Source organism: Streptomyces sp. NBC_01017 (genome assembly GCF_045162795.1).
In the GTDB taxonomy this organism is placed as follows: Bacteria; Actinomycetota; Actinomycetes; order Streptomycetales; family Streptomycetaceae; genus Streptomyces; species Streptomyces machairae.
Map to the genome: position 1 here is coordinate 9968773 of NZ_CP108683.1, position 14987 is coordinate 9983759.

Below are 14987 nucleotides of genomic sequence, written 5' to 3' on the forward strand. Positions count from 1 at the left end.
GTTCCGGTGAACCGCTCGACGAGACTCGTCGTCGTACAGGTGAATGATCGACAACGCTCTGCGCGGGTACCGGACCCCGGCGGGCACGTCCGCGGGCCTGTCCCGTGCGATGAGGAAGGAAGCGCATGCCGACTCCCGGGCGCCCTACCGCCGACACACTCCTCGACGTACTGCTGGACGCCACCGAGGAGGCACCCGGGCAGGTCGTCGTCCACGTCCGCGGAGACGGCAGCGAACGCACGGTCACGTTCGCCGAGCTCCGCGACGACGCGCTGCGCGTGGCAGGTGGACTGCACGCGGCGGGACTGGAGCCCGGCACGCCCGTGCCGCTCCTCGCGGGTCTCGGCGAGGACTTCCAGCCGATGTTCTGGGGAGCGTTGGCGGCGGGCCTCGTGCCGGTGCCGCTCGCTCCGGAGGCGCGTCGGGTGGGGCCGGTGCGGGAGTTCCTCGGCAGGCCCGCCGTCGTCGTGGACGAGACCACGGAGGCGCTGCTCGCCGAGATTCCGGGACCGGTGAACGCGCTGCGCCTGGGTGAGCTGCGCAAGGCCGGCCCGCTGCGCTCACTGCCCCGGCGCCGCCCACAGGACCTCGCGTTCCTCCAGTTCTCCTCAGGCAGCACGGGCGCCCCGAAGGGCGTGGAACTCACCCACGAGGCCGTTCTCGCGAACCTCCGCCAGATCCGTACCGCCATGGCGATCACACCGGACGACGTGGTGGCGAGCTGGATGCCGTACTTCCACGACATGGGACTGATCGGCACCCACCTCGTCCCCGTGGCGGGCCGCCTGAAGCAGGTGCGCCTGGAACCGCTGACCTTCGCCAAGCGCCCGGTCCTCTGGCTGGAGGCGACGGCCCGGCATCGGGCGACTCTGCTGTCGGCGGCGAACTTCGCGCTGGCGCTGGCGGCACGGCGGGTGCCGGACCGTACCTGGGCCGGACTGGACCTGAGCTCCGTACGCCTGATGCTCGTCGGCGCGGAGCCGATCGCCCCGCGCGTATGGCGGGAGTTCACCGCGAAGGCGGGGACGGCACGACTGGACGCCAGGGCCATGCTCCCGGTGTACGGGCTCGCCGAGGCCACGCTCGCGGTGACCGTGCCTCCGCTCGGCGAGACCGCCGTGCCCCTGCGACTGGACCGGGCGGCACTCAGCCGTGGCCGGGCCGTTCCCGGGGAACCCGGCCCGGACGCTGTCGAGCTGATGGACGTGGGCCGTCCCGTCCCGGACTGCGAGGTCCGTGTCACCGACGATTCCGGCGAGCGGTTCGGCGACCGGCGTATCGGTCACATCGAGGTACGCGGGCCTCAGCTGGCTCGCGGCTATCACCGGGCGTCCGAGGCGAGCGCGGCCGCGTTCGACGGCGGGTGGCTGCGGACGGGTGACCTCGGCTTCCTGAACGAGGGCCGACTGTGTGTCACCGGTCGCCACAAGGACGTCGTCTTCGTGGGCGGCCGTACTTTCCACGCCCCCGATCTGGAGGAGACCGCCGCCGCCACTCCGGGACTGCCCGGCGGGACGGTGGCGGCGATCGGGTCCACCGATCCGTCCACCGGAGCCGACCGGGTCGTGGTGTTCGTGCAGTGGGCTCGGCCCGCCTTGGCCGAGGCCCTTCCCGTGCTCGACGCGGCGGCGGCCCGGGTCCGGGAGGCGCTGGGCCACGACGACGTACGGGTGTTGCCGCTGCCGCCGGGGGCGTTTCCCCGGACGACGAGCGGCAAGCTGCGGCGCGCCGTGATGCGCGAGCGGTTCGAGGCGGGTGCCTATGCGGAGGTCGAGGGACGGTTGTCGGCGGCGCGCGGCGTCGCCCTTCATGCGGGCCGGGCCTCGGTGGATGAGGCTCGGGACCAGGAGCGCGGTCCGCAGAACGGTGCTGTGCCGCGCTCGCGGCGTGACGTCGAGGACGTGATCCGGGGGATCTGGGCACGGACGCTGGAGCTGTCGCCGGCGGCGATCGACCGGAACGACCGCTTCTTCGCCCTCGGAGGCTCCTCCCTCAAGGCGATGGCCGTGCTCGCCGGAATCGAGGACGCCTTCTCCGTCACGGTGGAACCTCGCCTGCTGCGCGACCATGACACCGTGGCCGGCCTGACTGGGCATGTGCTGGCCCAGCCGACAGAGCGTGACGGTGCGTCAGATGCCGGAGCGGGGGCGAGCGCAGACGGCAGAGGGGCGGTGCAGCCGGCCGGCGAGGGGCCGGGCATCCGGCCGGTCGGGGACCCTGCGCGAAACCCCCCGGTGGCGGTGCTCGGCATGGCCTGCCGCTTCCCCGGTGCGGACACGCCCGAGGCCTTCTGGGAACTGCTCGCGTCCGGTCGGGACACGGTGACCGCCGTCCCCGAGGACCGCTGGGAGGGCGAGGGCCGAGGAAAGCAAGAGGGCCGCGAGGGCCGAGGCAACTACGAGGACGGCGAGGACGGCGAGGACGGCGAGGACAGCAAGGACGGCGAAGACGGCGAGGGCCGAGGCGACGGGTCCGAGAAGGCCCCCGGCGCTGCTCCGCGCTTCTCCGGCTCCTTCCTCCCCGACCCCGCCGCCTTCGACGCCGCCTACTTCGGCATGGACGACGAGGAGGCCCGTGCCACCGATCCGCAGGCCCGGGTCTTCCTGGAACTGGCCCACGAGGCCCTGGAGCGCGCGGGCTACGCGGGGCCGCGGCGGACCGGCCGCAAGGTCGGCGTGTTCGCCGCGGTCGGCGACAGCGGCTACCGCGAGATCCTGGCCGCCGCCACCGACGGCGACCTGGCAGCCCACGCCGGCGCGCTCACCGGCAACCTGCCCAACCTGATCGCCGCCCGCCTGTCCCAGGCACTCGACCTCGACGGCCCCGCCCTGGCAGTGGACACCGCCTGCTCCTCGGCGCTCGTGGCACTCCACTTGGCCCGCCGCAGCCTCCAGAGCGGCGAGTGCGACATCGCCGTCGTCGGGGGCGTCCAACTCGCCCTCACCCCAACCGGCCACCGACTGCTCGAACGCGCCGGTGCGCTCTCCCCGACGGGCGGTAGCCGCCCCTTCGGTGCCACCGCGGACGGAATCGTGCCCGGGGAGGGCGGAGCGGCCCTCGTCCTCGCCCGCCTGGACGACGCGCAGCGGTCGGGAGATCCGGTCCTCGCCCTCGTGCGCGGCACTGCGGTCAACAACGACGGCCGGTCGCTGAGCCTGCTCGCCCCCAACCCGCGCACCCAGCGCGAGGTCATCACACAGGCGTACGGCGAGTGCGGCATCGACCCCGCAGCGGTGTCGTACGTCGAGGCGCACGGAACCGGCACTCCGGTCGGCGATCCCGTCGAGGCACAGTCGCTCGGGCATGCGTTCCCGCCCCGCGCGGACGGGGTGCCCCGGCTGCTCGGCTCGGTCAAGGCGAACATCGGGCACCTGCTCAACGCCGCGGGCATGCCGGGCCTGGTCAAGACGGTCCTGGCGCTCCAGCACCGGCAGGTCCCGCCCACCCCGAACACCATTCCGGCCGCGCCGTACCTGCAACGCGTCGCACCCGGCTTTGAACTCGTCACCGAGCAACGGGAATTGCGGGCCCAAGGGACGGGGCCCCTGATCGCGGGCGTCAACGCCTTCGGCTTCGGCGGCACCAACGCCCACGCCGTCCTTGAGGAGGCACCTCGGCGGACAACCTCCGCGAGTCCCGCCGCCGACGGGCCGCACCTGCTCACGCTGTCGGCCCGCAGCGACGACGCCCTGCGCGCGGCAGCCACCGAACTGGCCGCCCATGTGCGCACGAACCCGGACCTGCACGAGGCGGACGTCTGCGCCGCCGTGAACTCCGCGCGCGACGACGGTCCCCACCGTCTCGCCATGGTCGCGGACGGCGACCTCGCGGAACGCCTCGACGCGGCCCGCGCAGCGGACTTCACGGTCGCCCGGTCCCGCCCTCGGACGGCGTTCCTCCTCCCGGGCCAGGGGGCACAGCGGCCCGGTCAAGGACGCACCCTGTACCGAACGTCTCCGGTGTTCCGGGACGTCCTGGACGAGGCCTCCTCGCTGACGGGGCCCATACGCGGGCGCTCCCTCGCCGAGTGGTGCCTCGACCCCCGTATGGATCCCGAGGAGCTGGCCAGGACGGAGGTCGCCCAGCCGCTGCTCGTCGCGTTCGGGGTGGGCCTGGCCCGTCAGTTGGCGGAGTGGGGTCTGTCGGCCGACGCGGTGGCCGGGCACAGCGTGGGGGAGATCGCGGCGGCGTGTGTCGCCGGGTCGCTCACTCTGGACGAGGCGGTGGGGTTCGCCGCGGAGCGCGGGCGGCTGGTCGGCGAACGGGCCCGGCCGGGAGCCATGGCCGCGGTCAGGTGCGACGAGGACACCGTCGCCGGGCTGGTCTCCGCGTCCGCCGGTTCGCTGAGCGTCGCCGCCGTCAACGGGCCCGGGCAGGTGGTGATTTCGGGTGCCGAGGACGCCGTCGACCGTGCCCTCGCGGAACTGAAGAGCCGGGGCGTGGCCGCACGCCGGCTCCGTGTCTCCCACGCCTTCCACTCACCGTTGTTGGAGCCGGTCCTCGATCCACTGGGGGACGCCGCCAAGACGCTGACGGTCAAGCCGGCGGCCGTACCGATGCTGAGCACGGTCACCGGCGACTGGCGGCCCGACCTCACGCCCGCCTACTGGCAGGCGCATGCCGTCCGGCCGGTGCGGTTCGGTGCCGCCGTGGCGAGGCTTCTGGAGGAGGGGTACGACACCTTCGTCGAGCTCGGCCCGGGGAACACCCTGGGCGGGGCAGTCCGCGCCGTCGCGAGGGCGCAGGGCGTCTCGGACGTCTCGGTGTCGACGACAGGAATTCCCTCCGTCCCGGACCGTGACGCGGACCCCTCCGGTGCGGGGGCGCTGCTGGAGACGGCAGGCCGACTGTGGACGCGCGGTGCTGCCCTGGATCGTGCGGCTCTGGACCGGACGGCCCGGGCCGGCGACCGTCCCGCGGTGCCGGTCCCGACGTATCCCTTCCAGCGCAGCCGCTTCTGGCCGGGCAAGCCCGACGAGGCTGCTGTGGTGCGGCGCCTCGACTGGAGGGACGCACCGCTCACGCCCGCGGCCGGGCCCCGCGCCGTGCGGCTGATCGGCGCCGACCGGGCACTCGGCCGGGCCCTCGCCGAGAGGCTCACCGACCGTGGAGTGACCGTACTGAGGTCCCCCGGGCCGACCGGGACGTCGGCGGATGTCCTGGTGTTGCTGGGAGAAGAGGCGGGCGCCGGCGACGGAGGCCCGCAGACCCCGGACCCCGCCATTTCCTCCTTGCGCCAGGTACTCGACCTGCTCTCCCCCGACTGTTCCCGCCTCCTGGTGGCCACCGAGGACGCGTACGTCACCGGCATCTCGCAGGAGTCGGCGCGCCCGACGCAGTCACTCCTGCACGGTTTGGCCCTCGCACTCCCGGAGGAACACCCAGGACTCGCCGCCCGCAGCGTCGACCTGTCGTCCCGCGACCCGCTCGACGCGCAGGTCGATGCCCTGGAACGTGAGCTGTACTCGGCCCACGAGCCCGGCGCCGAGGGCACGGTCGCCTGGCGCTCCGGGCGCAGGCTCGGCCGTACGCCGGCCCAGGTGGCGGACGTATCGGCGGCGCACGAGGACCTGCCACCGGACGGTGCGTACCTGATCACCGGGGGCGCGGGAGGGCTCGGTTCCGCCCTCGCACGCGACCTCGCGGCGCGCGGCGCAGACGAACTGATCCTGACCGGACGCTCCCGGACCGTCCCCGACGAACTGCTCGCCGATCTCCGTGCCCGCGGCGCCCGGGCCCGGTACCAGGCGGCGGATGTCTCCGACGAGGCCGACGTCGACGCGCTGTTCGCCACACTGCCGCCGCTGGACGGGGTGTTCCACGCCGCCGGTACGGTTCGGCCCGGCACCCTCCGCACCAAGACCGACGCGGAGATCGAGCAGACGCTCGCCGCGAAGGTGCGCGGCACGCTGCTGCTCGCCGAGGCGCTGCGTCGGCACGGCCAGGAGCCGGCCGTACGCGTCGCCTTCTCCTCGGTCTCCTCGGTACTGCCCGGCCTGGCGGGCGCGCTCGGCGACTACGCGGCCGCCAACGCCTTCCTCGACGCCTTCGCCGCCGCCGAGCGCACGGCGGGCCGGCCCTGGCTGGCGGTCGGGTTCGGGCCGGTGGCGGACGCGGGACTGGCCGCCGGGTCACCGGCCGAGGCACGGCTGCGCGCCCGCGGGCTGCGTCCCATGACCACGCGGGCCGCGATCGCAGGACTGCGGACGGCCGTCGCGACCGGTGCCGCGCACGTGCTGGTGAGCCCCACGCCGACGCCCGTGGCCGCCGCTCCGGGCCGCCCGCCGGCCGCGACCCGCCCGTCACCGGCCGTAGCCTCGCCTGGCGCCGCGCCTTCGTCGTCGGCCAACGCCCCCGCCGTAGCAGACCCTGGCCGCACCGCCGACCTGATACGCGGCCTGCTGGCCGAGGCCTTGCACCGCGCCCCGGAGGACATCGGCGACGACGAGCAGTTCCTCAGCCTCGGACTGGACTCACTGACCGCCGTCGACCTCGCCCGTCGCCTGGAGAGGGAACTCGGGCTCCCCCTGCCCGCAACCCTGCTCTTCGAGTACCGGACGGTCGGCGAACTGGCCGCCCACCTCAGCGCACAGAACCCGCAAGCCTCCCATGCGCCCGCCACCGTGAACCGCGCCCACGACAACGGCCCGTACCCGCTCACCCCCCTCCAGCGCGCCTTCCTCACCACCGAGGAGTTGTACGAGGGCATCACCTCCTACGGCTACATCCGCCAGACCGTCCGCGGCCCCCTCGACCCAGCCCTCCTCGGCCGAGCCCTCGCCCAACTCGCCGCCCGCCACCCCATGGTGCGTCTGCGGATCACGGGAGACGGTTCACCGCCCCGCCAGTACACCGCGACCGCCGAGCCCACGGACCGGGCACCCCGCTGGTACGAGGTGCACGAGCCGGACGACACCGTGCCGTCCCTGTCCGACCTCGAACAGCGGCTGTACAACCGCCCGTTCGACCTGACCGCCGAGGATCCGGCGCGTGCCGTCCTGGTTCGCGATCGCAGGGACGAGCACCTCGCCCACCTTCTGCTGGTCGTGCACCACAGCGCCGCGGACGGCTTCAGCCTCAAGGTCCTGTGCGAGGAGCTGTGGTCGCTCTACACCGCGCTCGCCCACGACCGTCCCCTTGAACTCCCCGCCCCACGCGCCGAGTTCGCCGACTACGCAGCCCTGGTCACCGCCGACCGCCAGTCCCCGGCCTTCACCCGGGACCGGCAGTACTGGAGTGACCGCATCGCAGAGCACAGCGCGACGGCCGCGTCCATGACCCTGCCCTACGACGGCGACCCGGAGGCACTCCCGGCGCCGCCGCTCACCCACCACCAGACCACCGTTGACGCCTCACTCACGGCGGCGCTGCGGGAGGTGGCCGCCCGCCACGAGGTCTCCCTCTTCCATCTGCTCCTCGCGGTGTACGGCCGCTGCCTCGCCCGCTGGAGCGGACAGGGGGCCGTCGCCGTGAACGTGGCGCGTGCCCGCCGCGAGGCAGCCCTGCCCGGGATCGACCGTCTCGTGGGCCCGCTCGCCGACACCCTGCCCGTGTTCGCCGCCGTCGACCCGGCCGAGCCCGTGACCGTACTGGCCCGGCGGTTGCAGCGGATCTGGCGGGAGGCGGAGTCCCACGCGACGCTCGCCAGCCCCGACATCGCCGCGCTGCTGCCCACCACCGGCCCCGCTCCGCGCACGGTCGCCCCGGCCGGGTTCAGCTTCGCCCGTTTCCCGGTGAGCCACGGCCAGGACTGGCCGGTCACCGTGACCCCGACCGCTGCGGCCACCGCCTCCGCCGCGACCAGGCTCGGCCTGCTGTGCTGGGAGTCGGACGAGACCCTGCGCCTCTCCTGGAACCACCCCGCGCAGCTCTTCCGACGCGAGAGCGTCGAACGCCTCGCGGGGGAGTACCTGGAGGAACTGCGGGCCGCGGCCGGTCAGTTGATCCCCGCGCAGCGGCACGACAGCGACGCCGGGATCGTCGGCCGACTGTGTGCGCAGTTCCGGGCGACACCGCGAGCCGTCGCGGTGGACACCGGCCGTACCACGCTCACCTACGCCGGACTCGACGCCGCCACCGGCGCCCTCGCGGACCGGCTGCGAGCGAGTGGCGTACGCCCCGGCGACCTGGTCGGCCTGCTCACCGAGCCGGGCCCGGACACGCTCGTCGGCGTCGTGGGCATCCTGCGTGCGGGCGCCGGCTGGGTGCCGATGGACGCGACCCATCCCGTGGCGCGGCTGCGGGACCAGGTGAAACGCACCGGGGTCGGCGCAGTGGTCTGCCACGGCGCGACGCGGGAAGCCGTCGCCGCGCTGGACGGCATCACACCGGTGGCCGCCGACGAACAGCCCCCGGCCGAGCAGTCTCCGAACGAGCCGCCGCCCGCCGACCCGGACGCCGTCGCCTACGTGATCTTCACGTCGGGTTCCACGGGCCGTCCCAAGGCCGTCCCGATCACCCACCGGTCCATGCTCAACTACCTCGACTGGTCACTGGCCACCTTCGGATACCGCCCCGGAGACCGCCTCGTGCAGACGGCGTCCGCCTGCTTCGACGCCTCCGTACGCCAGTTGCTGGCACCGCTGCTGGTGGGCGCCACCGTCCACACCCTCACCCGCGACTTCCTCCGAGACCCGGAAGCCCTGCTGGACCGGATCGTCAACGACCGGATCACGGTGTGGAGTTCGGTCCCGACACTGTGGGAGCGGCTGCTGACCGCCGCCGAGATCCGCGCCAGGCAGGACGGGACGCCCCCGGACCTGTCGGCACTGCGCTGGGTCCACGTCGGCGGCGAGGCGCTGCCCGCGGCACACGTACGCCGCTGGTTCGACCTGCTCGACGGCTGCGGGGGACCGGAGCACAGGATCTCCAACCTGTACGGGCCCACCGAGTCCACCATCAACGCCACCTGCCACGTCATCGACGCCCGACCGGCCGACGACGTACGCCAGTTGCCCATCGGCCGGCCGGTCGCCGGGACCGAACTGGCCGTCGTCACCGAGGACGGGCGTCCATGCGCCCCCGGCGAGGCCGGTGAACTGCTCATCGCCGGAACAGGTCTGACAGCCGGATACCTCGGCGAGCCGCAGCTCACCGCGCGGGCCTTCGTCGAGCGCGACGGTCGCCGCTGGTACCGCAGCGGCGACCGGGTCCGCCGGGCCGCGGACGGGGTACTGGAGTTCCTCGGCCGCCTCGACGACCAGGTCAAGGTCCGCGGCCACCGTGTGGAACTCGGCGAGGTCGAGGCCGCGCTGCTCGCCCACCCGGACATCGCCCGCGCCGCCGTGCTGCTGATCGACGGACGCCTGGTGGCGTACCTCGAACCCCGGTCCGGCACGGCCGAGCCGGACGCGCGCGAGGTACGCGCCTTCCTGTCCCGCGTCCTGCCGCCGTACATGCTGCCCGGACGCATCCGCACGCTCCCGCTGATGCCCCTGACCGGCACCGGCAAGGTCGACCGCAACCGGCTGGCGTGCGAGAGCAAGGGGACGACGAGCACGGATGCTTCCGGCGTCAGCGCCGATCAGGGTGGGGAGCCCGGAGCCCCACCCGCCACTGCGACCGAGCACACCGTTGCGCGCATCTGGTCTGCCCTGCTGGACGTTCCGGAGGTGACCCGCGAGGACGACTTCTTCGAACTCGGCGGTGACTCCATCATGGTGCTGGAACTCTTCGCCCGCCTGCGCGAGCAACTCCCCGCGGTCCCACGGCCGACGACGGTCTACACCCACCGCACGCTGAGCGCACTCGCGGCGGCTCTCGATGCCGCAGCCGACACTCCCGTCCCCGGGCCGTCGCCCGACTCGACTCCGGACTCCGCGCCCCCGCAGCTCGCCGGCCCCTATCCCCTCACGCCGTCCCAGCGCGGATTCCTGCTCGCCGAGACCATCGACCCGGGGGCGGGCTCCGGCTGGCTCGCCCGGTTCCGGGTGCGCGGGCCGCTGCGCCATGACGTCCTCCAGCGCGCCGTCGACGTGCTGGTCGCCCGGCATCCGATGCTGCGGACCGTCTTCCCCGCGGGCGCCCGTCCGCCGGTTCAGCAGGAGCTGCCGGACTCGTTGCGCCTGCCCGTGGAGACGGAGACCCTCGCGCACCCCGACCTGCTGGAGCGGCGGATCGCCGAGGAGGCCGGACGCCGACTGGAGCCCTGGGCCTGGCCGTTGCTGCGGCTGCGGCTCTTCACCGTGGCACCCGGCGAGCACGTGCTCGTCGTGCACGCACACCACCTCATCGGCGACGGCTTCAGCGCTGCGCTCCTCGCCAGGGAACTGCTCACCGCGTACGACCGCCTCGACCGCGGTCTCCCGCACGGCCTGCCGCCGCTCGACGGCACCTTCCGCGACCACGTAGCCCTGTCCACCGCCCGCCCGCAACCGGACGGACCCGAGGCCCAGGACTACCGCACCCGCCTCCGCGCGCCCTACACGCCCCCCGTGCTGCGCCGACGGACCACCCGGGAGACCCCTGAGTCCCAACCGGCCTTCCACACCACGGGCTTCACCCTGGACGCCGCCACGACCGGCGGACTGCGCCGACTCGCCCGAGCGGCACACCGCACCCTGTACGCACCGCTGCTCACCGCGTACTACCGCGCCCTGGCCGAACTCACCGGACAGCACGACCTGATGCTCGGCCTCGCCGTGACCGGACGCGAGGAATCCACCCCGGACGCACACCGGCTGTTCGGCCCGTTCGCGGAAGCGGTGGCGCTGCGCCCGGCCCTTCCCGGAAGCTCTGGAGAGGACCGGCCGGGCTTTGCCGACGACTTGCGGCGTCTTGCCGCGGAGGCGGACCTGGCCAGGGCCGAAGGCCCCAGCGACGTACGCACGGCGGCCGGACTGCCGTGCCACGCCCAGTTCTTCTTCACCTTCCTCGACTTCACTTCCCTCGGCTCCGAGGAGGTCCGGGCCGGCCTGACCCTGCACGCGGACGAGTCCGACACCTCCCTCGCCCCTCCGCCGGTGGGCACCGATGTGTTCGTCGCCGTGCGGCCGTTGGCGGACGGTGCAGGCCTGCGCATCACCGTGCGGGCTCCGGCGGCGGCCCTGACCTCGGACGAAGTCACCGGGGTCGCCGAGGAGATGCGGAGGCAACTGCGGGCGGCGCTCAGGGATGCCGATCCCGCCCCCGCACGCGAGGGCCACCGGCGGCGCCCCCACCTCGACGCCGCGCTCGTCGGCTACCTGCCCGCGCCCCACCACCTCGCCGCCCTCGCCGGACTGCCGTACGACAGCCCCGGCCTCGGGCGCGAGGAGATCCGGGCGCTCCTGTTCCCGGACGGCCGGCCCCGCCTGCTGGAGGAGACCGGCACCCCGCTGGGGAACTCCGGCTTCGTCGCCCTTCCGCTCTTCGCCGACGAGCTGGCCCCGGCCGGCGACCTGGCGGCCCGCACCGCCCGCGCCGTCGAACACGCCGCCTCACTCGGCGCCCGCTGCGTCTCGCTCGCGGGCATGATCCCGTCGCTCACCGGCTACGGCTACGACGTCCTGCGGGAGACCACGACCAGAGCGGAGATCACCACCGGACATGCGTCGACGACCGTCGCCGTGGTCAAGACCGTTCACGCCGCGCTCGCGGCGACCGACCGTCGCCTCGACGATCTCTCCCTCGCCGTCGTCGGATGCGGCTCGATCGGCACCTCGTCCCTACGACTGCTGCTCGCGACGGCATCCGGTCCACCGGCCCGGCTGCTGCTGTGCGACCTGCCCGGCAGCACCCCGCGACTCGAACGGCTGGCAGCGGACCTGGCATCCGCGTATCCGCCTCCGGCGATGCTCGTGCAGGTCGTGGAGTCGGGGCCGACGCTGCCCGCGGAGGTCTACGGGGCCGACGTGATCGTCACCGCCGTCAGCGGCGCGTCGACCCTGCTGGACGTCGACCGGCTCCGCCCCGGCACGATCGTGGTCGACGACTCCTTCCCGCACTGCTTCGACACCGGGAGGGCACTGGACCGGATGAGCCGGGAGCAGGACGTGCTGGTCATCGGCGGCGGCCTGCTGGCCCTCGACTCGACCCGGACCCGGCTCAGCCAGGACCTGCCGGCCGTGGCGAGCGCCGGCTTCGCCCTGCGGTCCCGGATTCCGGCAACCATGGCCTCGTGCCGACTGGAGTCACTGCTCCACGCCCACCTCAGGGCTTCCGGCCGGCCGCAGAGCGAACTGCCATTGACCCACGGCCTCGTCGACCTGCCCCGCGCCCTCGCTCACTGGGAGGCGGCCGAGGCCGCCGGGATCCGGCCCGCCCCGCTGCACCTGCTCGACCGGGTCATCGTCCCGGGCGCCACCCCAGCGCCGGCCCGAGCCGGCCGGCGAGGTCGGTGAGGATCTGCACATAGTCCTCGTGCTCGAAGGTGAAGGGCAGCGCGAACGCCACCTCGTCCACCTCGCGGAACGCGGCGTGGGCGTGGAGGCGTTCGGCGATCTCCTGCGAACTGCCGACCAGGTCCGGCGCGAACAGCAGCCGCGCCGGACCCTGCGGTGACTTGGTCCGCGGGGTCCGCTCGGCCACGTACTCCTCGTACTTCGCAATCTGCTTCGGCGTGGCGGAGTCGGTGGGGATGACGACGAGGCCCTGGGAGACACGGGCGTTCTCGCCGTCGGGATGATGGGAGCGGAAGGCGCGGATGTGGGCGAGCTGGATCTGCGCGAAGTCCGGTGCCGCCGCCGTGTCCTCGGGGCCCTCCGCCTTGACGACGCTGCTCGTCAGGAAGTTCATCCCGTGCTCCCCGGCCCACTGGGCGGAACGCAGGCTGCCGCCGCCGTACCACATCCGGCCACCCAGGCCGGGGGACTGCGGCTGGACGCGGTCCGAGCTGTATTCGATGTGCGGCTGCCGCCGCGCGGCTTCAAAGCCCTCGACCCCGCTGAAGTCCGTGGCCGGCTCGCCCCGCACGAAGTCCAGCAGCCGTCGCACCCGCTCGTACCCGAAGTCCTCGGCGTCGGCCGTGTCGGGGTAGAGGGCCTCCTTGACCCGGTCGTAGTGCATCGGTGGGCCCACGCTCACGCCCGGGTTGAGGCGGCCGCCCGAAAGGAGGTCGACGGTCGCCAGATCCTCCGCAAGGCGCAGCGGGTTCTCCCAGCCGAGCGGGATGACCGCGGTGCCGAGTTCGATGCGGCTGGTGCGCTGCGAGGCCGCCGCCAGGACGGCGACGGGGGAGGAGATGCCGTACTGGAGATGGCGGTGGCGCAGCCATGCGCTGTCGAAGCCGAGCCGTTCGCCCAGCTCGATGATCTCCAGCGTGGACTCGTGGCCGCGGCGCGGATCCGCCTCGTCGAACAGCCCGATGGTGAGGAAGCCCAGCTTGCGCAGCGGGCGTGAGGTCGACGGCATGAGCCCCTCCATCATGGAAGCTTCATTGAACCTTCAATGGCGTACGGCACTGCCAACTCGATCAACGCCCGCGGTGTTCCCGCCGCCTGCGATCAGTGCAAGGGGATCGTGACCTCGTCCTCGACCGGGGGGTCCACCTCCTGCGCACGGTTGCCGGTCGCGGCGTAGCAGCGCAGCCGGACGGTCTCCGGCGTGACGTCCAGGCGTAGGAAGCACTTGAAGAACGGCGGGCTGTAGGTCGCCGAGCTCGGTGAGAACAGCTGCGTGTAGATCTTGCGCACGGGCAGGCGGAACCGGGCGGTGCGGTCCGGACGGCGGCCGGCCCCGAGCAGACTGGCGACCAGACGGGTGCGCCAGGTGATGCGGGTCGTGGTCTGCTGGGCTCGGGTCAGCGGGATGCCCAGGCGCTCGGCGACGACCGCGGCGGCCTCCGCCTCGGTGACGGTGAAGAAGCGACGCAGTCGCAGCCTGCGGCCGTACAGCTTGCTGTAGAAGGCCAGGGAGTCCCCGCGCAGCGGATAGCAGCGGAACTCCTTCTCGGTGACGTTCGCGACGTCGACCCGCGGGATGGTGTGGGTGGCGTGCATGAACGCACCGCCGCCGCCCGCGACCACGTACTGGATCGTGCGGCCGTCCACCTGGACCGGATAGCGCTGGTAGTTGTGGATGTCACCGCCGATCGCCGCGACATAGCGGTGGGCCGGGTCACGGACGATCTCGTCGACGGTCCCGCCGCCCTCGATCGTGCAGGGATGGTGTTCGCCGTCCACGTACAACGGCGATCCGGTGATGAGGATCTTCGGGCGGGGGTCCTTGGACACCTCGCGCAGCCACGCGCCCTGTTCGGCGTCGATGGTGCCGAGGAGTCCGGTGTCGATGCCTATGATCCGCACCGGACCGGCGTCGATCGCCCAGTACGGCCCCGGCTGGACGGCCTGTTGGACCTCCGCCGACCTCAACTTCCTTGCGTCCGCGAGATGGTGGCCGTCACCCTTGCGCGGGCGGTGCCACAGCAGTGACCGCAGCCGGGCCCGGCTCAGCGGACGCGGCGTGGGCTCCGGCGCGAGGGGCGGGGCGTCGTCGCAGAAGACGCGCATGAACGCGCCGAGGTCCTCGTACCAGTCGTGGTTGCCCGGTATCGCGTAGATGGGTGCCCGGTAGTCCTGGTACGGCCGGAAGAACTTGGTGCCGTAGTCGTCGGCACTGCCGACCGGATAGATCACATCACTGGCGAGAACCGCGAACCGGGTGTCCTGACCCGTCTTCAGAAAGCCGGGCACGACGGCGTATTGGGGATCGTCGCCCTCGCCGGTGTCGCCGATGACGAGGAACGAGAACCGGTCGGGGTCGTCGCGCCGGATCACCTTGTCGGCGGGCGCGCCGGCAGCCGTCCGCTGCGCCACCCAACGGCTGCGGGTGCGGCCCGTGGGGTCCCCGAACCAGGACGCCAGCACGCCGTTGCGGGCGGCCCACAGCATCTTGGGGTCGAGCCAGGAGATCTTCTCGACCCTGGGCGGCATCAACCGCTTGTACGTGCCGAGTTCGGGGGCGCCCCAGCCGGCGCCTTCGGCGGTATCGCGTGAGGATTCAGACACCCGTGCACCGTAACAATGATCTAGAGAAGGACGAGAGGGGGGAGCGCGGACCCGGCGCGTCGC

At 73.3% G+C, this 14987-nt stretch carries 3 protein-coding genes; 1 reads left to right on the forward strand and 2 read right to left on the reverse strand.

Going from position 1 to position 14987, the window contains the following annotated elements:
* Nucleotides 1-125 precede the first annotated feature (125 nt).
* Nucleotides 126-12320, forward strand: a complete 12195-nt coding sequence (locus OG331_RS45605) for an amino acid adenylation domain-containing protein (protein ID WP_406208614.1) — start codon at nt 126-128, stop codon at nt 12318-12320.
* Here the strand turns inward: OG331_RS45605 and OG331_RS45610 are convergent.
* Together OG331_RS45610 and OG331_RS45615 are read right to left on the reverse strand one after the other, a co-directional pair.
* Nucleotides 12265-13329: an LLM class flavin-dependent oxidoreductase gene (locus OG331_RS45610; RefSeq protein ID WP_406208617.1), complete on the reverse strand. Its 1065-nt coding sequence runs from the start codon at nt 13327-13329 to the stop codon at nt 12265-12267. The two genes, OG331_RS45605 and OG331_RS45610, sit on opposite strands and share 56 nt — an antisense overlap.
* Before the next feature lie 92 nt (nt 13330-13421).
* Complete coding sequence (locus OG331_RS45615) at nt 13422-14924, reverse strand: metallophosphoesterase family protein (RefSeq protein WP_406208620.1); 1503 nt, start codon at nt 14922-14924, stop codon at nt 13422-13424.
* Nucleotides 14925-14987 lie beyond the last annotated feature (63 nt).

Coding starts and splice junctions, on each gene's coding strand:
- OG331_RS45605 (WP_406208614.1), top strand. CDS start 126: ATGCCGACTCCCGGGCGCCCTACCGCCGACACACTCCTCGACGTACTG.
- OG331_RS45610 (WP_406208617.1), bottom strand. CDS start 13,329: ATGCCGTCGACCTCACGCCCGCTGCGCAAGCTGGGCTTCCTCACCATC.